Genomic DNA, 19,426 nt, shown 5'->3' with positions numbered 1-19,426 from the left:
CATCTGTTTGGATGGCTGTATGTAAGGTTTCTAGCGAGGGAAAGCTACTTATTCGACGAAGGTTTTACTATCAAACTCTCCAAAAAATTCTTTATAATGAAATGCTCCCTTTTAAGTAGATAGTGACAGACGTTTCACTTTCCCTACTCAAAATAATTACTGAATGAAAAAAACACTCCCCCTTAGATAAACAGATTTTTAATCTGTCTACCTTAGGAGGAGTACCTCACTCATTGACTGAGTTTCTTTGCTTATACGCTATCAATAAGGTTAACGATAATTTCATAACTAAAATAGATGGAAAGCATCGTTAACAACATAAACACTACCTTTTCAGCTTTACTACCCGTTTTTGTCGTAAGTGGTAAACGTACCGAAATGGATACTGGGAAAAACAGCTTTACGCCCTTCTTCGTCCCCATATCAAGGAAAATATGACTTGCCATTCCTAATAATATACCTATTGAAATGGATTCGTAAGGTATAAATGTATGTAGTAGCATCACAACTAGAAATAAAAAAAGCACACTATGTGTAAAAGAACGATGTCCAAACAGCGTATTGACAGTTTTTGAAATGATGGGAAACTTCCTCCCGATTTTGCTACCACCATGGCAAATATCTGGAAGTAATGCACCGATAACGCCTGCTCCTACTAAAACAAGCGGATTATCATTAGAAACTTGTGCAAAGGCAAGGCTTGCAGTGATGCCTCCAATAATATGTGTATTCCCTTGCAAAATTACTTCCACTCCTTATATCTCTATTTTTACCTTTCTTAATTTAACACATCCCACCTTAAAAGGGAACATATATTCCGAACACACACTCCCTTTTTCACCATCAAATATTCATATCAACAAAATATCAGAAACATTTCAGGTTCTTATTGTATATGTAGGATGATTAACGATAAAAATGAGTACTGGAGGTTATTTATGAAAGCGATCAAAGGAATTTTGTTTATCATACTCACGATGAGTAGTAGTGCTTTACTATGGTATTTTGCTACACCTATAGAGCCTATACATGCCGTTAACAGGCTTAGTCACATCATCGGAGGTTTGGCCATTACAGGCTTCTTTCTTGTCTTTTTATTAGCAACAAGAATGAAAATCCTTGAGCACTGGTTCCATGGTCTAGAGCGTCTATATTTTCTTCATAAATGGTTAGCCATTTTTTCATTAGGATTAGTGATTTTACACGGGCAATTACAAGATATGGTGCCTGATTGGGATGAAGCACAAGAAACCCCGCTCAGCGAATTTGCCAAGGAGTTAGGGGAGCTAGGACAATATGGCTTTATTGCCCTTATCTTAATAGCGCTTTTTGCTAAATTTCTAAAATATGAACACTGGCGGATCGTACATCGGCTATTTCTTATTCCTTATGCATTCGGTATTTATCATGCCTATTTTTCAAGTAGATACGATTTATTCCAGCCTACATCTTTAGGAATTTTCACCGCACTCACAGCGACTATTGGATTTATGTCGGCATTGTATATGCTGACGATGTATCAGGATATGTACTTTAACTATAAAGGCAAAATTACGGGCATTAATAAATTGGGCTCCAATGTAATTCAATTGGAGCTAACACTTGATAAAAAAATCCCCTATCGACATGGACAATTTATTTTTATTAAGATTTTTCAAGATGGCTTAGAAAAGGCACCTCATCCCTTTTCTATTTCAGGTAGTGATGGAAAAAAAGTATTTATCACCATAAAAGGGCTTGGTGATTTCACAAAGAAAGTATTTCATTCAATTCAACTGAATACACCAGTCGCACTTGATGGTCCATATGGTCATTTAAACTTTGAAAAAAGGACACAACAACAAGTTTGGATAGCAGGTGGCATAGGCATCACCCCTTTTTTATCCTATTTGCAATCTCATCCCGTCGATCGTAACATTGAATTATTTTACACTTATCATGGTCAAGACAATGCGATCTATCAAGAATTTTTACAGGAGTATGCAAAAACTAACCAATATTTTAGCGTGAACTTTATTGATACCACCCAAATGGACAGGCTTTCATTTGAAAATTTTTCGGTGCCAGCAAAGACAAGCATTTTTATGTGTGGCCCAGAAAAAATGGTGAAACGTTTTGCCAAGCAATTGAAGTCCTTCAATACAGGTGCGGACATCGAATATGAAGCCTTTAAAATTAGATGAAGAATTTAATTTTAAAGATTTAAGAGAACCCCTGAATTCAAGAATCTTTAATTCAAGCAATTTACTTGGAATATTGAAAAGTTTATCGTATAGTAAAATCTCATCATATACAAAGGAGATTTTTCACGATGACTATAACAAAAAGTTATTTAAATAAAGTTATGCACGAACGTAAATCTGTTCGTAAATATGAGGAAAACTATAAAATCCCACAAGCAGAATTAGAAGAATTACTTGTAGAGGCAACAACAGCTCCATCATCAAGCAATTTACAGCCTTGGCGCTTTTTAGTGATCCAAGATGAGGCAGTAAAAAAAGAATTACGTTCAATTGCTAATAACCAGGAGCAAGTGGAAACTGCCTCTGCCATCATTGCGGTTTTAGGCGATACTGCCATGTACAAAAATGTAGAGGAAGTCTACACAAAAAATTTCGAACTTGGCTATATGGATGAAGCAACAAAAAATATGATGATTGAAAATTCATTAAAGCTTTATTCAAACCTTCCTAAAGAAGTTTTAAAAAATATAGCTACATTTGATGCAGGCTTAATTTCTATGCAAATCATGCTTTTAGCAAAGGATATGGGCTATGATACAGTAACAATGGGTGGCTTCAATAAAGAGGCTTTTGCGCAACGCTTTGAATTAACAGATCATCTAGTGCCAATCGTCTTAATTGCCATCGGAAAAGCTGCAGTACCCGCTCACGGCTCATCTCGTTTAGCACTAAATAACATTGCAAAATTTATTTAATCGAAAGATAGAAATTGTACAAAATATTTTCTTTTAGAATAAATATGATACACTAAATATAGAATAAAAAAGACTGGATGCGTCAACATCCAGTCAAAACAGCAACAATCATGCCGCACCATAGCGGCTGACCAAGTTAAAGTTATAGCAATAGTCACCTTACTTAGCCGGCAGGGTGGCTATTTCTTTTTATTTTGTGAGACAATAATGCTAAGCATCAGTGTAAGTACTGCAATTAGCAAAAGGCTACACTGTACAATCAAACTGAATGCTTCAAATACTGTCATCCGCCTCACCCCCTTTCAAAAGGGAGTTCAGCCGCCACCTGCATTATGAATTGTTGCTATTGTTAGTCTAACAATTTTATGAAATATATTCTATGGAAAATCCTCAAAAAAACCAATTTCACCTTGGGCATCATGAACATGAATCCCGGTTTACGTAATTAACCTAAAACAACACGCACAAGTACCTCTGTACATTAATTTAAGCCTGCAAATTAGCTAACGACTCTTTCAAGAGCTGTAATTCAGACAGTGACAATGTAACGCCCTTTCCCATCTTTGTATGATCCTCCGACCAATCTCTAATATCGTATTTCGGTTCACGACCATTCCAGCTAATTAAATTCAATTCTTTTTTCCAGCCTTTATTACCTTCCGATAATACCGCAATTGTTTCAATAATTTCGTATTTAAGTTCTGCCATATACATTCCTCCTTATAGTATCTGTAATAAGAACTATATCTTGAAATAATAGGATTATCAAACGTGACAACACTTGAAATAATTGCACTTTCTAAGAAACGTGAAATCTGTATTCAATGTTCTTCCGTTATATGATCAGGTGTGTTGATTATTCCTTTTTTATCCATCCTAATTAATTTGAAGGCGCTGATTTCCGCTACAGGCTACTCCCTTTCCTGCGGGCGTGCGTCGAGTAGCCCTACGCTACAATCAGTTGAAAATAGGAATATATTCCAAAATAGCAACAAAAAAGGATCATCACCATAACGTGTGGTTGATTTCCGTTCCGACTGGGCGCTTTCCTGGGGGCGTCCGATGAGCCGCTTCACTCGCGTTGCTCGCTCCAGGGTCTCATCTGTGACGCTAATCCCCAAGGAGTCGCCCAGTCTCCACTCCAATCAACTAATATACAAAGCATACGTCTTAACAAATGTCATCCACAACTTTTGGTGATGAGCCACAAAAAATCTTTTTGCTCAATAATAAACCTATTTTTTCCTAAGCAACACGACTGTTCTATTATCAAATTAATTCTTCAATCCGTGTACCTTCCTTGGCTCCCATAACGTCGTATATCCGTTCATTATTGAATAATCATATAAATCCACAAGCTTTTTATTTTCATATGTACTAAAATAAGTTGGTTCTCTCACAATTGACACTAAATTGTGATTTCTTTTGAGCATCGACTCTAAATAAAAACGAGCCGTGATTTTGTCGCTTTTTTGTAAATTACAATCATTACATGCCAACACTAAATTCCATAAATTATCATTTTGAACAAAACTCCACGGAATGAAGTGGTCGACGTGTGTTTTTCGACGATTAGTTGATAAATCACAGTTACAATAGAAACATCGATTTTGTTCAAATTGGGTAAGAACTTTGTAAAATGTCTCTAAAGAACTACGCTTTGATATTACCTCTATTTTTGAGAGTAAAGCCATTGTACTTGTGGCTTCATTCACTTTTTCAAGATATTTGCCTAAATGATAATTTGTTAGATTTATTAAAATTCGTTGATACTTTTTCATGAATTGATAGACAGGTTTGTTGAAACGAAAATGTGCTTGTTTGATGTCAAATTCATAGAATATCCCCGCTGTATCTCCGTAAAATGCGCCGATTACGTTTTGCTTGCAGTCACGTTTCACTTCATTGACGATTTTTAGTTGCAAAGAATCTATAAGTTGATCGAATTGCCATTCGGAAGGAATAGCGTTGTCATTTGCATATTTTTGCAAAATGGTTTGGGCTCTGGCAGGTTTATTTTTATTATGCGACTGCGCTAGATTATGATGGATTACTAAATTCCAATAAATATTGGTGAACGAATAAAATATTTGATTGTAGCTAAGTCCTAGCTTATCGTCTACATTGTATAAATTTTCGAGTAATGCTTTGAAAAACACATACTTATAAGAAGTTGACACTGATGAACGATAGTAAAAATTATTCAGATGTTGCCAAATCTGATGTTCAGTTACATATTGTTCACGTATTTCACCAACCTTTAAATCATGAGACATACTCTTCTTACTCCCTCACTTCAATTAAATAAATACCTTGAGAAAATCCTCCGCGTTGTTTTTTCTTCTGTGTTCGTATCTGTTCCAACTGTTCATAGGATACACCGTACATATGTATAGCTGCATGGACTAATTCCAAAATATCCGCAAGTTCCTCAACGGCCTCTTTTTGACAAGCTGCCTCGAAAAATTCTAATGCCTCCTCTTGCATTTTCACTTTTATTTCTTTTAAGTGTTCGCTGGAATCTAACATCCTTATACTACATGTTTTTCCCCCTGCTTCAATTACTTGTGGAATCAAATCACGTACTAATTTATTGTATACAGGCATTTTTACTGCCTCCTCTTAATATAAGATTATATCCCGTATTTCTACCGAATCGTTTGAATAAGTTGTTTCTTTCTTGCTCTGGATATTTGTCTACAGTAAAAACTAATCACTTTCAATATAAACAACCTTCTCCCTAATCTTTCATCTCACGTAAACGGACAAAATTCAAAAATGATTCTTCAAAACTATTATACCAATATTTCCAAGGATATTTTTTTCATTTTTTTATTATTATTCAAATATTTATCATCAAAAGATTATTTTTAAAAAATATCCCAGGACTAATGTTCGATTTCAATTAAAATTTACATTCAAACTATTCTAGATTTAACACTTTTGACTTGTTATGATAAGGAGGAATTTTTTTGAAAGGAGGTTTTCAAATGAGCTATGAGGCTACTGAGTATAATGAGGCAATCTCTGATTTGTTTATAGCCATTTTTTTGTTATCTCTTCTTGTCTTAGCATTAGCAGGCTATATTTTTAACGCACTAATTTATTATAAGGCTTCTGAAAAAAATGGCTTTAGTGATTTAGCTTATATTGCTTGGATTCCAATTGTAAACATCTATAGTCTTTTCCTTTTGACTGCCAGTGGCGATGATGATAAAGCAATACGTGCAGCAGCGTTAAAGCCTACCCTGATTTTTACGGGATTAATATTATTTTTATTTCTCATCCCTTTAATAGGCCTTATTACACTCCCTATCATGTTTTGTTTATGGATTTATTATTCTTATCGCTTAATGTATCGCTGGTCTGGTGATACAGGTAAAGCCGTACTTTACACTGTTTTATCGGTGATCACAGGCGGATTATTCCATGCTATTTATGGCTTAATGCATATGAATCAACCTTTCAAAGCGTAGCCTAAAGTATCAATTTCACCTTAGCGTAAGTGCTGCTGACGCTTCGTTAACAATTTGCTTACGCTACTTGCTGAATGAAGATAAAATACATCGCAAAACCTCTTCACGTCTATCTAAGACTGTGAAGAGGTTTTTCACTTCATAAATGTTGGATGTATATTTTTGTATTTTGCAATATCACCATTTCAAATATTGGGAGGTGATTTGGCTTAGCTCCTGTGATGTCTATCTATTTCTAAAGATTAAGTTGAACCACACATTCTTAACCGATTTAATGCATATGATGTACTCTTCCATATGTTCATTTCAATATTGCTTGAATCCAAAGTAAAAATCAAAAAATTGTATAAAATGATTCTTCACCACTAGTTTTCCATTAATTCCATTTTATTTTTGCAAATCAATCAATTTTTTATCAAAAATTTATTATCAAAACAGCATATATCCTCAACTAAAATAGTACAAATGTATTGTTACCACTAAATACCGGATATTTTTCACTATAGATTTAACACTATAGTATTGTTATTATTATGAAGTATTTTTTAGAAAGGAGGTTTTCTTATGTACGATTCTTATAGTAGCAATGATCTCGATGCGGCTTTAGGTGGTTTGTTTCTTATTATTATGTTAATTTGCATCGTGGTGGGTATTGTAGGCTATGTTATTAGCTCTCTTATATATTATAATGCATCTAAAACAAATGGCTTTAGTGATGTAGCTTATATTGCTTGGATTCCTATTATTAACGTTTATAGCCTATTTTTATTAACTGCTACGGGTGATGATGATGCAACAGTTCGTGCAAACGCCAAAAAGAATGTTTTAATTTATGCTGGATTACTACTTGTTTCATTTATTCCGTTTATTGGTATAATTGCTTCTTTTGGTCTTATTGGCTATGCTTTGTATTTCATGTATCGACTCTTTTATCGTTGGTCAGGTGAAACCGGAAGAGCAGTACTTTATATTATTTTAACGGTTATTACTTTCGGGTTATTCTATTGTATCTATGGCTTAATGAGAATGAATAAACCATTCGTTGCATAATTACTGATGCACCTATAAAGTGAAATTTTAGTCAGTGGGGGTTCTTCATCCCCACTGATTATTAGTTTTCACCCTTCTTTGCTTTCGCTGCATTTTGAGGTGGGAGTTTTATACCTGGCGCTTCGCTTTCGGTACAGATCCATTACTGCCAGTTAGTAACGGATTTAAGACTTCCAGGACCTACGCCTATTCAAAAAAAGCTCAGCTTCCCCCTACGCCTCTACCTCGACAAGTGTATTAATATCGTCCTTCTTTGCCGCAACTAAATGATTGGTTGCAAGGCTTACTACAATAGCTACTGCAAAGTTAATAATAACAGCAATCATTCCTGTGCTGATGTCATTAATTACATGTGGGATATTCGGGAAAAAGTCAATTAGTTTATGTGATGTTATGGCACCATAAAATACGATTCCTACACCTGTTAAAATTCCTGCCATCGCACCGATTTTGTTAAGAATGCGATTTTTATAAAAACTACATAGGAGTGCTGGAACAAGTTGTGTTATTAAGCTGTATGACATAATGTTTAAGATTGCTAATGCATCCCCTCCAGTAATCGTGAAGATAAATGCAACTAATATTATAGCAACCACAAATATTTTTGAAGCAAATAACTGTTGGCGATCTGTTGCCTTTGGTTTCACAAGCTTGTAAAATCCAGTCATTAATCCAATTGAAGCAGACATTAACATAACAGATGCGGGTACTAAAGCAGTTAATAATCCTGCAGCACCGACAACGCCTACTATCCAAGGATCAAATGTTTGAATCGTTAATCGGAGTAATGATAAATCTCCTTCAGCCCCTTGTAATCCTGGAATCTCTACGATGGCTGCAAAACCAATGAAAAATGCGAATAAGAGTAATAGAGTATATAAAGGTAAGGTAATGGCATTTTTCTTCAATGCTTTTGCACTCTTAGATGATAATAATACTGAAAAGGAGTTTGGTAATAAATAGAATCCGAACGCATTTAATATAATGGTTGAGACAAACCAAGAAATACTTAATCCAGAACTAGCGAGAGTTAAACTTTCCGGTTTTATTTTTTCCACAGCTTCAAATAGAGGTTGTACGCCTCCAAAATAATGGTAGGGAATATAAATTCCTAAAAATACAATGACGCCTAATATCATGATATCCTTTAATACAGCTGTCCAAGCAGAGCCATGGATACCTGAAATGGTAACATAAATTGTAATAATTATGGCACCAATAGTACTAGCCATAATTGGGCTAATCCCTCCATAGGAAGCCTCCGAAACAATAATACCTAACCCTTTTAATTGTATAACTATATATGGAATCAAAGCGATAGCACCCAAAAACGATACAACTAATCCTAATATCGGACTTTTATAGTGAGAAGCAAAATATTCTGGTTGAGAAATAATATGGTGATCTTTTGAATAGTTCCATATCTTTGGTGCAATCCAATAAGATAAAACATATGCTAAACAAATATATGCAGGTACATAAAAAGCAGCGGCCCCATTCGAATAAGCCCAACCACTACCACCAAGGAATGTAAAAGTAGTATAAACTTCTCCTGCAATTAGTAGGAATATGAATAATGTACCAAAACCCTTATTACCAACAGCAAATTCATCGACATTCATTTTTTTTCCATGTGTTGCTCGGATACCAAGGAAAAGAGCAATCAATGCAAATGCAAAGATAATCAGTAACGCTATATTCATTATTCATCGCCCCCTTGGTTTTCAGGATCCAATTTATACACAATCGTTAACACTAATGATGATAAAATCATCCATAAGATAATCCAGAACAGGAGAAACGGTAAACCAAAAATATAAGGCTCTATTTTATTTGCAAAGGGCAAACACAAGCACATTCCAATAAACGGTATCAACAATAACAGTTTAATGTTTTTCATATATGCCTCCATGGAATTTCTTTTTTATCTTACAAAAGAGTAGCGCAACCCTCAGCTTACCGAGAATAAGCCTGGAAATTTGGAGTTCAAATACGGATTCATAATGTATAAATGTCTTTTCTACGGATACGATCTTTATAAGTTGTTGCAGCCCCATTTTTACGATTTTCGCGAAGATCTTCAAGAGATAGTTCAGCTGTAACAACTGTACTTGATTTACTTGTAGTTTCTGCAATTACGCCATTTTTTGTCCAAGGTAAGTCAGCAGGTCCTATAATAGCGGTAGTCCCAAATCCATTTTGAATAGGTCCTTGGATTTCGCCAATCGTAGGGCAATGAACGACATAGAGTTGGTTTTCAATACTTCGTGCATGAGCACAATGACGAACTCTCCAGAAACCATATTCAGAGAACGTATAGGAAGGGCAAAAGATAATATCGGCACCTTTTTGACTATATATATGGGCAATTTCTGGGATCTCTATTTCATAGCATATGGCAATACCAAAAGTTACTGGTCCAATTTTGAAAACTTCTAATTCATCCCCCTCTCTAGTGTTCCAAGCAGATTCAGCAGGGAAAATATGTGTCTTCCGATGTTTTAATACATTGCCATTACCATCAAAGATATAAGTCGTATTGTAATTTCCTTTATTGGTGGGTTCAATTGTAGAACCTGCAATAATAATCTGTCTTCTTTTCTGTGAAAGATTATTAAAAAATTCAAGGTAGTCATCTAAAAAGAAACCTAGTTTCTCATTATCTTTTTCTGTGAATTGATTGTAATTGTTATAAGTTGTTAGTAAAGACATCGTGAATAACTCTGGTAAGAGCACATAATCACTTGTAAGTGGCACATCATTGAATGCATGTAAAATTCGATCTTTAAAGGTAGAGAAATGATCAACTTTTTGCAATTCAAATTGACAGCTTGAAATTTTTATTGTCATAAGAACCCCTTCATCACTATATTTTCGTTTTAGAGCGTTCGAAAAGAATATCACCATCTAGTATTGTTAATTCGACTTGAATATCTTTTAAATCTTGTGGAAGGGTTTTCAAAATACTTCGATCAAGTACAATCATATCTGCTAATTTACCGGGTTCTAAACTACCCTTTATATCCTCTTCAAAACTTGCATATGCACCGTTATAGGTATAAAGACGAATGGCTTCAAGAACATCTATTTTTTGCTTTTCACCAAATGAAGTTCCATTGGCAGTGAGTCGATTAACCGCTTCGTGAATTCCAACAAATGGATTATGCGTTGTAACTGGTGAGTCTGAGCCCGCAGCAGCAATAATTCCTTGATCAATAAAGTCTCGTGCAGGGTACATAAAGTCCGTACGTTCACCGTAGTTCGTTAAATAACTTTCACCAAATTCATATGGGAATGGTGGATTAGGTATTGGAATCATCTTTAACTCTTTCATTCGTTGCTGTAAATCAGGGCTTGAAATTCCAGCGTGTTCAATACGATGTCGATGATTTTCACGAGGATTTTCTTTTAAAGCGCGTTCTACAACATTCAAATACGCTTCAATTGCTTGATCACCTTGTGCATGTACAGTAATTTGATAGCCTAATTCATGTGCTTTACCAAGTACTTCATAAATTTCATCCTCGGTGTAGTATAAAATTCCATGATCGTCGGGATTACTTGTATAACCTTCACGGGTAGCAATAGTCGGACCAGTACTACTACCATCTGTAAACAATTTAGCAGGACCCACTTTAAAAAATTCATTTCCAGTTCCAGTTATTACCCCAGATTCCATCATATTTAATGTGAACTGCTTACAGTCACTTATACTAGCAATCATCGCATAGACACGAATTTTCAAGTCTCCTTTTTGGGAGGCTAATTGTAACATTCGGTAATTTTCTTTTGAAAATGTTCCAGCTTCATGAACACTTGTAATGCCAACTTTTAAGAAATGTTGCTGCGCGATTTGAATGGCTTGATAAACTTCTTCATTTGAAAAAGTTGCTATCTCATTAAACTGCATATAAGCATTTTCGATCAATCGTCCAGTTAGTTGACCTTTTGCATCTCTTTCAATTAAACCTCCTTGAGGATCAGGTGTGGTTTCGTCAATATCTGATAGACGTAAAGCAACTGAATTTACAATCCCGATATGACCGCAAGTACGGGTAATGGCAATCGGGTGGTCGATTGTAATGTTGTCCAATTCTTCAAGAGTAGGATATCGTTTTTCCTTAACAGTTTGTTCATTGAAACCCCAAGCACGAATCCACTGACCTTTTGGTGTAGTAGCAGCTTTGTCTTTTAAAGCAGTCAAAATTGCATCTATGGAGTCCAACCCGGGCTCTTTACAGCTGATACTGAGTTGAAAAGTACCATACATGACCAGATGTAAGTGAGCATCAATAATTCCAGGTAGAATGGACTTTCCTTCCAAGTCAATTACTTGTGTAGAATCACCAATTAAATCTTTAATCTCCTCATTCGAACCAACTGCTACTATTTTGTTATCAGAAATCGCTAGAGCCTCTCGGATAGAATCTTGTCCATCTACAGTAATTACTTCACCATTTAAAAAAGCAATATTAGCTTTCATATAGATCCTCCTCATTATATAAATTGAATATTCGGAAAATATTAATTATGTTGTTCTATTCATTTATTTTACTAAAAATAGATTGTCTTTTATTTTTACAAAAGGTAATTAATTTTACTTTTTTTTAGACAAAAGGTTAAAAGGGTTATTTCTACGTAACTATAAAACAGCCTAATTAAGTTATATAAATGCTTTACATAGCAAATACCACCACTTTTTTGAAAAAGAAGTAGATAACAGTAAAAATATGCTATATTATAGTTAGAAAATTTAGAATTTCCGACTTTAAATGACAAAGGGGTTTGATAATTGTGTATGAAAATATTTTAAGACACCCAGGACCTACACCTATTCCGAAAAAGGTCCAGCTTGCGATGAATCAAGATATTATTAGTCATCGCAGCAATGAATTTGTGGATCTTTACCGTGAAACAATCGAATTAGTGAAACCTATTTTCGGGACAAAACAGGACATTTTACTACTTCCCTCAGGTGGTACAGCTGCTTTAGAGGCTGCAGCTGTTAATACTGTTTCTGCTGGTGAAGATGTTGTTGTAATCACTGTTGGGGCGTTCGGAGACTATTTCGTTTCGATTTGTGAGAAATATGGCTTTCATGTACATAAGCTTGAAAAGGAATGGGGGCAAGCATGCACAGCCCATGAGCTTCGAGAATTTTTGCAGCCGTTAAAAGATATTAAAGCTGTCTTTGTAACATACAATGAAACTTCGACTGGTATCTTAAACCCAATTGCTGAAATAGCACAAGTTGTTCGTGAGGAAACGGGTGCATTATGTGTTGTCGATGGTGTAAGTTGCATTGGTGGAGCTCCTGCTGAAATGGATGCTTGGGGAATCGATATTCTTGTTACAGGCTCTCAAAAGGCATTGATGCTACCTCCTGGACTTTCTCTTGTCAGCGTCAGTGACAGAGCTTGGAAAGTCATTGAAGAAAATAAAGCACCGTCCTATTATTTAAATTTATTAAGCTATCGTAGCTGGGCAGAACAAGGGATGACCCCCAATACGCCTACGATCACACTAATAAACGGTCTTCATGAGGTATGTAAGCTTATAGAGGAAGAGGGAGGCTTTGAAAAAACAATTACCCGCCATGAATTAATGAAAAACATGGTGCGAAATGCTATGAATGCACTTCATATTGAACTTCTTACTACTGATGAGCATGCTTCTCCAACCATTACAGCAATTATGGCACCTAAAGGCATTGCACTTGGCGATTTCTTGTCACATTTAAAGCAGCACTATCATTTAGATTTCGCAGGAGGACTCGGTCATTTACAAGGTAAAATTTTCAGATTCGGTCATATGGGCTATTGTTTCCCAAGTGATGTGTTACAGGCCGTTTCTTTAATGGAAGCAGCACTTCAAGACTTTGCTTACGACTTTGAACCAGGTGCAGGTGTGCGGGCAGCACAAGAAGTATTTATAACCGCTCAGCGAAAACAATGCCACGATAAAGTAAAACTTTAATCAGTGTGGTATTCTGTATCTCCACCGATGATTTGTCTTAACCAATCGGGCTTATATGGGTAGTTATTCTCCATTTTACTGTTTGCTAATGTGGGATAAAGATTTAAACCTCCAAATCTATGCATTGATTTGGAGGTTTGTTTATTTAAGTTAATTTAATCCCTTTATTTCAATGGGTCTGAAACAAACTTATCGTATGGTTTTTTATATTGAGGAAAAAAGATGTTAATAGTTCATAAAAGTCATTTAAGTAATGTGAGAGTTGTTGCGATTGCATTGTCAATAAATGATTTTTGTGGTTGAGATTTCATCATGACCGTTAATCCAATTAACGCCACAATTAGAGCCTGTGCTATAGACTTTGCATCTGTGCCTTCCTCTAACTCACCCGATCGGATTCCTCGTTCAATTGTCTCCTGAAAAATGACGGCTAGATAAAGTTGATGTTCTCTCGTTAAGATTTCAAATCTCTCATCATGAGGAGCTAGTTCAACCATTGTATTGATGCAAAAACAGCCGTTACTAATATCTTTCGTATATTCAGCAGCAATCACTTCTTCAAAAAAAATAGCAAATGCCTGTTTTACAGAGGTATGACCTTGAAGTCTAGCTCGTATATCAGCTGCACGAGATGTCGTATATCTACGAAGTGCTGCTTCGAATAGTTCCTTTTTATCTCCAAAGGTTGAATAAATACTCGGACGTTGAATCCCCATTCTAGCAGTGAGATCACTTAAAGATGTAGCTTCATAGCCCTTCTCCCAAAATAACTGCATGGCAGCCTCTAAAACTTTTTCCTCATCAAATTCACGGGTTCTTGCCATAAACATTCCACCTCCATTGTTTAAGAGTTTGCGAGTTTGTTACTATATTTTTTTTAAATACCAAACAGTATGTAAACATTGTATAATCAGCTGCTTTCATTGTCAATTTTCGTTGCATTAAGTAACTGCGAAATAAATTATTTCTAAATAAACCCTTGACATTATAAACAGCCCTAAGATATATTTACCAATAATTATATTGTACCGAACGGTATGTTATAATTAAAATCCAATGATGAACGGAGGATATGGCGTGGATCATAATCTGAAGCAAGAAGTTGATGCATCTGTGATGAATCTACAGCCTTCTATGTCTAGAGCTGTAACTTTATTATTCGCAACAGCCTGTGGAATGTCTGTTGCTAATATTTATTTCGCGCAGCCGTTGCTTGATCAATTGTCTAATGAATTTAATATTGATCACTCGATAATTGGTGTTGTAATTACCATCACGCAGATTTTTTATGGATTAGGCTTATTACTTCTAGTGCCTCTTGGAGATTTACTTAACCAACGACGCTTGATTATCGGACAGATGCTATTATCCACAACGGCTTTGGTTATAGTGGGTACTGCTTCTTTTAGCGTGATGCTTTTTACTGGTATGGCCTTAGTAGGTCTACTTGCTGTTGTGACGCAGACACTTGTGGCGTTTGCAGCAACTATGGCTTCCCCTACAGAACGCGGACGTGTCGTTGGCATTGTCACAAGCGGGATTGTCATTGGCATTCTGCTCGCTCGAACCTTCGCTGGTCTATTAACAGACCTTACAGGATGGCGTTCCGTCTATCTAGTCTCTGCTGCCCTCATGCTTGTCATGGTTTGTATGTTTCTGAAGGTGTTACCAAAGGTGGAGCGTGAAGTAAAATCACTCCCCTATCATCAGCTAATAAAATCCGTATTCACTCTGTTTGTGCAAGAAAGAACATTACGCATCCGCTCAGTTCTAGCCATGCTAATTTTTGCTGATTTCAGTATTTTGTGGACTTCACTTGTTCTGCCACTTAGTGCACCACCATTAGCTCTTTCACATAGTGTCATTGGCGCATTTGGTCTCGTTGGAGTGGCTGGTGCACTAGCTGCGGCACAGGCCGGGAAACTGGCCGATCGAGGTTTCGGACAAAGAACGACAGGTATTGCTTTAGTTCTATTACTCATTTCATGGTTGTTTATCAACTATCTAGAACAGTCGTTATTGGCATTAATTGTAGGTATTGTGTTGCTCGATTTGGCCGTGCAGGCAGTACATGTCACTAATCAGACGATGATTCTTCCATTATGTACAGAGGCACGGAGTCGACTTACCGCTGGATATATGATGTTTTATTCCATCGGCGGTGCTGGCGGCTCAATTGCTTCTACACAGATGTATGCACACTTTGGTTGGGGAGGGGTTTGTTTCCTCGGAGCTTTAATCAGTGCAATTGCTCTTATTTTTTGGGCTACGACTAAACGGTTTGAGAGACTTCTGTAACTGACGCTTTGCTTTCGTTACAAAAGACATCTGTAGCTGACGCTTTGCTTTCGTTACAAAACACTTGCTGAAAGAAATTAAATTTGATTAGGAGAGATAACAAATGGAAATAGGAATTACCTCTTTTGTAGAAACAAAACCAGATGTTCATAGTGGTGAAGTGATTAGTCATGCACAACGTTTGCGTGAAGTGGTAGAAGAAATCGTACTTGCAGATCAAGTGGGGCTGGATGTGTTTGGTGTTGGTGAGCACCATCGAGAAGATTATGCTGCATCCTCTCCAGCAATGGTGCTATCTGCTGCAGCTCTACAAACAAAAAAGATTCGACTTACAAGTGCGGTAACAGTTCTATCTTCAGCTGATCCAGTACGTGTCTTTCAGGATTTTTCCACATTAGATGGACTATCAAATGGGCGTGCTGAGATTATGGCAGGTCGTGGTTCCTTTATCGAATCCTTCCCCTTGTTTGGCTACAATTTAAATGATTATGATGAACTTTTTGAGGAACATTTGGACTTACTCCTTAAAATTCGCGAGTCAGAAAAAGTAGTATGGGAAGGTAGACATCGACCAGCGATCAATAATTTAGGTGTGTATCCAAGACCTGTTCAAAACTCCTTACCAATATGGGTTGGTAGTGGAGGAAATCAACAATCTGCCATCCGCGCAGGACTTTTAGGATTACCACTTATGCTAGCAATCATTGGTGGCAGTCCAATGCAGTTTGCACCTATCGTACAACTCTATAAAAAGGCAGCTGCTCAAGCAGGGCATGATCTATCAAAACTTCAGGTTGGATCTCATTCAATAGGTTTTGTTGGCCCGAATACTGACTGGGCAGCGGATACATTTTTCCCATCAACGAAGGCGGGTATGAATAAATTGGGCAAAGAAAGAGGTTGGCGATATTATGATCGCTCTAGTTATGATGCTGCACGCAGTTTTGAAGGGGCGTTATATGTAGGTGATCCAGATACAGTTGCTGAAAAAATCATCCATCTTCGTAAACATGTAGGGATTACACGTTTTATGCTGTACGTACCATTAAGCACAATGCCACATGATCAAGTTATGCAAGCTATAGAATTGCTCGGAACAAAAGTTGCTCCTCGAGTACGTGAGGAAGTTGCCAAATGGGAAGCGGAAATGGCACTAGAAGGACATCCATTTCTTTAAGATATTATTATTTAACAGGAGGAATTTATACAAATCTTCACCCTTCCCTCCTTGCTTGAAGAAATATTAGCAGTGTTGAATTGTTGCCAAGTCGATATACCTAAAACAAGGACTTAGGAAATCTGAAGTAAAATTGCAATTCAGGCCAATACTTCACGGCATGATTGACTGAATAATCTTTTACCGCCAGAATTATGAATATAAGTGCATTTTCAAAAGCTAAAAGTGTTATACTAATAAGCACGTTATAAATTGAGGAGTTAGACAGTATGAAATATTTTAAACCACAAATGCAGCAACTTGTGAAAGAAAACCGTGAATTACATGATCGCCTAAAAGAGTTAATGTCCGAAATGGATTTGCAAAAAAATTATGCTTTAAAAGCGCTATATCACGCTGAAGTAGCGGACGGTGGACGCTATCAGCAAGATTATCAAGCGTTGGACTATTTATATAAATAACTCTAGATGAGCAAAAGTAATAAACGCAAGAATGTTGATTCCGATAGCATTCTTGCGTTTTCTCATTAACTAACTACCTTAATCATTAGTTCTTCCTACTCGCGCTACCTTTGCCATGTATTCCTCACGCATTTCCACCGGCACCATACTGCCACCTGTTGCCCATACAAGATGGGTAGCTTGCTCCATCTTATCAACTAAATCATGCTTTTCTAAATAACTTTGTCCATTTTTCATTAACTGAATGGGTCCGAACATCCCTGCATGTGCAGATGGCTCTAAAAATAGACCTTCCGAATTCATAGCCAACCCAAGTGACGTAAACAATTCTTCATCTTTCACTGTATAACAGCCACTAATATACGTATCCATCACTTTTCCTACGAATTTCGAAGCACGACCTACAGCTAGACCATCTGCCTCCGTTTTATTGTCTAAGCCGATATCTTCTACGCTGATTTCATCATGTAAGCCTGTCATTAAGCCCATTGTCATACAAGGGGATGCTACTGGCTCAGCGAAGAAAATATGGGCGTGTTCTCCAAAAATTTCACGGATGCCGTACGCAACCCCACCTGGTCCCCCTCCTACACCACACGGTAAATAAACGAACAATGGATGCGCATTATCCACTGTAATGTTCGTCTTTTCAAATTGTGTTTTTAAACGCTTTGCTGCCACCGCATAGCCTGCAAATAAGTCTTTTGAATTTTCATCATCAATGAAATGACACATAGGATCTTGTTCAGCCTCTCGGCGACCTTGTTCAACAGCCACGCTATAATCGGCCTCATATTCAATAACTGTCGCACCTTTTTCTCGTAGTAATGCTTTCTTCCACTCTTTTGCGTCACTCGACATATGTACAACGACATTAAAGCCGAGTTTTTTGCCCATAATGCCGATACTCAGTCCTAAATTACCAGTAGAACCTACGGCAATTGTGTACTGCTGGAAGAACGTTTGAAAATCTTCTGTGGCCAACACCGCGTAATTATCCTCTATTGTTAGCCTTCCACTAGCAATCGCAAGCCGTTCTGCATGTCTTAATACTTCAAAAATACCACCACGAGCTTTAATGGAGCCTGAGATTGGCAAAGCATGATCGCATTTTAAGATAAATTGACCTGGTATTAGAAGATCAAATTCCTTCTCAAGTGCTTTCTTGATCAATGGTATTTCTTGAATAGATGATTCAATGAGTCCTTTACTTTCCAAAAGCTCTGGAAATGCTACAGTTAAATAGGAAGAAAAACGTTTTAGTGTCTCTTCTGCCTCCCCGACTTCCTCCATTGAAAAAAGATTTGTGCTCGCCTTTTTTTGCCAATTCGTATTCTCCCAAAGTACAGTATCTTTATTTGCTAACTCATTTAGTTTCGGAAATTGATTTAATAGTTCGTGTTTTAGTTTATTTTTCATCTTCAGATGCCTCCATTTTTTGGGCTAAAATTGCTCGTTCACAAATTTGTCGAAATTTCAATTCGAACGAAATATTGTTTTCTTGCGTTCGTTTTTTAGGTCCCCTCGTACGTCCACCAGCACGTCTAATCTTTTGTCCAACATGGCGCATATCGAGCAAACGTTCGATATTTTCATCGGACATTTCTCGTCCATTTTGATCAATCGGATAGCCCCCTCTTGCTAAAACCATTGCTGCTAAACCGTAATCCTGTGTAATGACAATATCATGTTTTGAAAGCGCATTCACTAGCGTGAAATCAACCGAATCTGGTCCTTTCGGAACCATAATTGTTATTACATTATCACGTTCAATACGGTGAGATGTATCGCAAAACAAGATTGTTTCCATCTCAAACTCAGATGATATAGATATCGCTAAATCCACTACTGGACAGGCATCAGCGTCAATTAAAACCTTCACAATAAGGCATCATTCCTTTCTCATAATTAGATCAATCAAGTAGCCAATTATTATTTAAATATAATAAATTTTCAACCCCCCTTGCTCATTTTTTCACAAACTCAAGGTCTTTGTAAAAAGTATTTTATTGAATAGTTTGAAAAATAGATATACGATACAACTATCAAC

The 19,426-nt window shown here is 36.7% G+C and carries 21 protein-coding genes; 8 read left to right on the top strand and 13 right to left on the bottom strand.

What is annotated here, in order from left to right; all coding sequences use genetic code 11:
• Positions 1 to 251: 251 nt before the first annotated feature.
• Positions 252 to 740: a metal-dependent hydrolase gene (locus ACVWXS_RS15950; RefSeq protein ID WP_423492358.1), complete on the bottom strand. Its 489-nt coding sequence runs from the start codon at positions 738 to 740 to the stop codon at positions 252 to 254.
• 162 nt (positions 741 to 902) lie between these two features.
• On the opposite strand from ACVWXS_RS15950, the gene ACVWXS_RS15945 reads away from it, so the two are divergent.
• Complete coding sequence (locus tag ACVWXS_RS15945; RefSeq protein ID WP_456959001.1) at positions 903 to 2,183, top strand: ferredoxin reductase family protein; 1,281 nt, start codon at positions 903 to 905, stop codon at positions 2,181 to 2,183.
• Between the two features lie 128 nt (positions 2,184 to 2,311).
• The gene (locus tag ACVWXS_RS15940; protein ID WP_456958999.1) at positions 2,312 to 2,938 is read left to right on the top strand and encodes a nitroreductase family protein; all 627 of its coding nucleotides are present in this window, start codon (positions 2,312 to 2,314) and stop codon (positions 2,936 to 2,938) included.
• 179 nt (positions 2,939 to 3,117) lie between these two features.
• On the opposite strand, the gene ACVWXS_RS15935 is transcribed toward ACVWXS_RS15940, so the two are convergent.
• The 5 genes from ACVWXS_RS15935 to ACVWXS_RS15915 form a co-directional block, all read right to left on the bottom strand.
• The gene (locus ACVWXS_RS15935) at positions 3,118 to 3,225 is read right to left on the bottom strand and encodes a putative holin-like toxin (protein ID WP_220443510.1); all 108 of its coding nucleotides are present in this window, start codon (positions 3,223 to 3,225) and stop codon (positions 3,118 to 3,120) included.
• Between the two features lie 199 nt (positions 3,226 to 3,424).
• Positions 3,425 to 3,646: a YdbC family protein gene (locus ACVWXS_RS15930; protein WP_456958997.1), complete on the bottom strand. Its 222-nt coding sequence runs from the start codon at positions 3,644 to 3,646 to the stop codon at positions 3,425 to 3,427.
• 203 nt (positions 3,647 to 3,849) lie between these two features.
• Positions 3,850 to 4,083, bottom strand: coding sequence for a hypothetical protein (locus ACVWXS_RS15925; RefSeq protein ID WP_456958995.1), 234 nt, complete (start codon positions 4,081 to 4,083; stop codon positions 3,850 to 3,852).
• A gap of 129 nt (positions 4,084 to 4,212) precedes the next feature.
• The gene (locus tag ACVWXS_RS15920; RefSeq protein ID WP_456958993.1) at positions 4,213 to 5,214 is read right to left on the bottom strand and encodes an HNH endonuclease signature motif containing protein; all 1,002 of its coding nucleotides are present in this window, start codon (positions 5,212 to 5,214) and stop codon (positions 4,213 to 4,215) included.
• Between the two features lie 7 nt (positions 5,215 to 5,221).
• Positions 5,222 to 5,545 carry a pyrophosphohydrolase domain-containing protein gene (locus ACVWXS_RS15915; protein WP_456958992.1) on the bottom strand — a complete coding sequence of 108 codons (324 nt, stop codon included), beginning with the start codon at positions 5,543 to 5,545 and terminating at the stop codon, positions 5,222 to 5,224.
• 365 nt (positions 5,546 to 5,910) lie between these two features.
• Between ACVWXS_RS15915 and ACVWXS_RS15910 the strand changes: the two genes are divergently transcribed.
• Together ACVWXS_RS15910 and ACVWXS_RS15905 are read left to right on the top strand one after the other, a co-directional pair.
• Positions 5,911 to 6,414, top strand: a complete 504-nt coding sequence (locus ACVWXS_RS15910; protein ID WP_368637393.1) for a hypothetical protein — start codon at positions 5,911 to 5,913, stop codon at positions 6,412 to 6,414.
• A gap of 564 nt (positions 6,415 to 6,978) precedes the next feature.
• Positions 6,979 to 7,464, top strand: a complete 486-nt coding sequence (locus ACVWXS_RS15905) for a hypothetical protein (protein ID WP_456958990.1) — start codon at positions 6,979 to 6,981, stop codon at positions 7,462 to 7,464.
• 212 nt (positions 7,465 to 7,676) lie between these two features.
• Here the strand turns inward: ACVWXS_RS15905 and ACVWXS_RS15900 are convergent, their stop codons facing one another.
• From ACVWXS_RS15900 to ACVWXS_RS15885, 4 genes are all read right to left on the bottom strand, one after another.
• Positions 7,677 to 9,167 carry a sodium:solute symporter family protein gene (locus ACVWXS_RS15900; protein WP_456958988.1) on the bottom strand — a complete coding sequence of 497 codons (1,491 nt, stop codon included), beginning with the start codon at positions 9,165 to 9,167 and terminating at the stop codon, positions 7,677 to 7,679.
• A complete protein-coding gene (locus ACVWXS_RS15895) occupies positions 9,167 to 9,364 on the bottom strand; it encodes a DUF3311 domain-containing protein (protein ID WP_049666508.1) in 198 nt (65 codons plus the stop codon). Before ACVWXS_RS15895 ends, ACVWXS_RS15900 begins: the two co-directional genes overlap by 1 nt.
• Before the next feature lie 98 nt (positions 9,365 to 9,462).
• Positions 9,463 to 10,314: a nitrilase-related carbon-nitrogen hydrolase gene (locus tag ACVWXS_RS15890; protein WP_456958986.1), complete on the bottom strand. Its 852-nt coding sequence runs from the start codon at positions 10,312 to 10,314 to the stop codon at positions 9,463 to 9,465.
• Positions 10,315 to 10,330: 16 nt separating this feature from the next.
• Entirely contained in the window at positions 10,331 to 11,947 is a 1,617-nt protein-coding gene (locus ACVWXS_RS15885; RefSeq protein ID WP_456958984.1) for an amidohydrolase, read from the bottom strand.
• A gap of 311 nt (positions 11,948 to 12,258) precedes the next feature.
• On the opposite strand from ACVWXS_RS15885, the gene ACVWXS_RS15880 reads away from it, so the two are divergent.
• Positions 12,259 to 13,440: a pyridoxal-phosphate-dependent aminotransferase family protein gene (locus ACVWXS_RS15880; protein WP_456958983.1), complete on the top strand. Its 1,182-nt coding sequence runs from the start codon at positions 12,259 to 12,261 to the stop codon at positions 13,438 to 13,440.
• 242 nt (positions 13,441 to 13,682) lie between these two features.
• Here the strand turns inward: ACVWXS_RS15880 and ACVWXS_RS15875 are convergent, their stop codons facing one another.
• Positions 13,683 to 14,264: a TetR/AcrR family transcriptional regulator gene (locus ACVWXS_RS15875; protein ID WP_456958982.1), complete on the bottom strand. Its 582-nt coding sequence runs from the start codon at positions 14,262 to 14,264 to the stop codon at positions 13,683 to 13,685.
• 292 nt (positions 14,265 to 14,556) lie between these two features.
• On the opposite strand from ACVWXS_RS15875, the gene ACVWXS_RS15870 reads away from it, so the two are divergent.
• The 3 genes from ACVWXS_RS15870 to ACVWXS_RS15860 all read left to right on the top strand — a co-directional run bounded on the left by ACVWXS_RS15870 (position 14,557) and on the right by ACVWXS_RS15860 (position 17,376).
• A complete protein-coding gene (locus tag ACVWXS_RS15870; RefSeq protein WP_456959025.1) occupies positions 14,557 to 15,738 on the top strand; it encodes an MFS transporter in 1,182 nt (393 codons plus the stop codon).
• A 103-nt stretch (positions 15,739 to 15,841) separates the two neighbouring features.
• Positions 15,842 to 16,915: an LLM class flavin-dependent oxidoreductase gene (locus ACVWXS_RS15865; RefSeq protein ID WP_456958980.1), complete on the top strand. Its 1,074-nt coding sequence runs from the start codon at positions 15,842 to 15,844 to the stop codon at positions 16,913 to 16,915.
• Positions 16,916 to 17,184: 269 nt separating this feature from the next.
• On the top strand, positions 17,185 to 17,376 hold the full coding sequence (locus ACVWXS_RS15860) for a hypothetical protein (RefSeq protein ID WP_049666523.1): 192 nt from the start codon (positions 17,185 to 17,187) through the stop codon (positions 17,374 to 17,376).
• A 78-nt stretch (positions 17,377 to 17,454) separates the two neighbouring features.
• Here the strand turns inward: ACVWXS_RS15860 and ACVWXS_RS15855 are convergent, their stop codons facing one another.
• Together ACVWXS_RS15855 and ACVWXS_RS15850 are read right to left on the bottom strand one after the other, a co-directional pair.
• Positions 17,455 to 18,795, bottom strand: coding sequence for a D-serine ammonia-lyase (locus ACVWXS_RS15855; RefSeq protein WP_456958978.1), 1,341 nt, complete (start codon positions 18,793 to 18,795; stop codon positions 17,455 to 17,457).
• Positions 18,785 to 19,258: a YaiI/YqxD family protein gene (locus tag ACVWXS_RS15850; RefSeq protein WP_456958976.1), complete on the bottom strand. Its 474-nt coding sequence runs from the start codon at positions 19,256 to 19,258 to the stop codon at positions 18,785 to 18,787. Before ACVWXS_RS15850 ends, ACVWXS_RS15855 begins: the two co-directional genes overlap by 11 nt.
• Between the last annotated feature and the right edge of the window lie 168 nt (positions 19,259 to 19,426).

The organism is Lysinibacillus sp. TE18511 (assembly GCF_054062295.1).
Note: the sequence above shows the minus strand (reverse complement) of the source record. Positions and strands in the feature narration are given on the sequence as shown.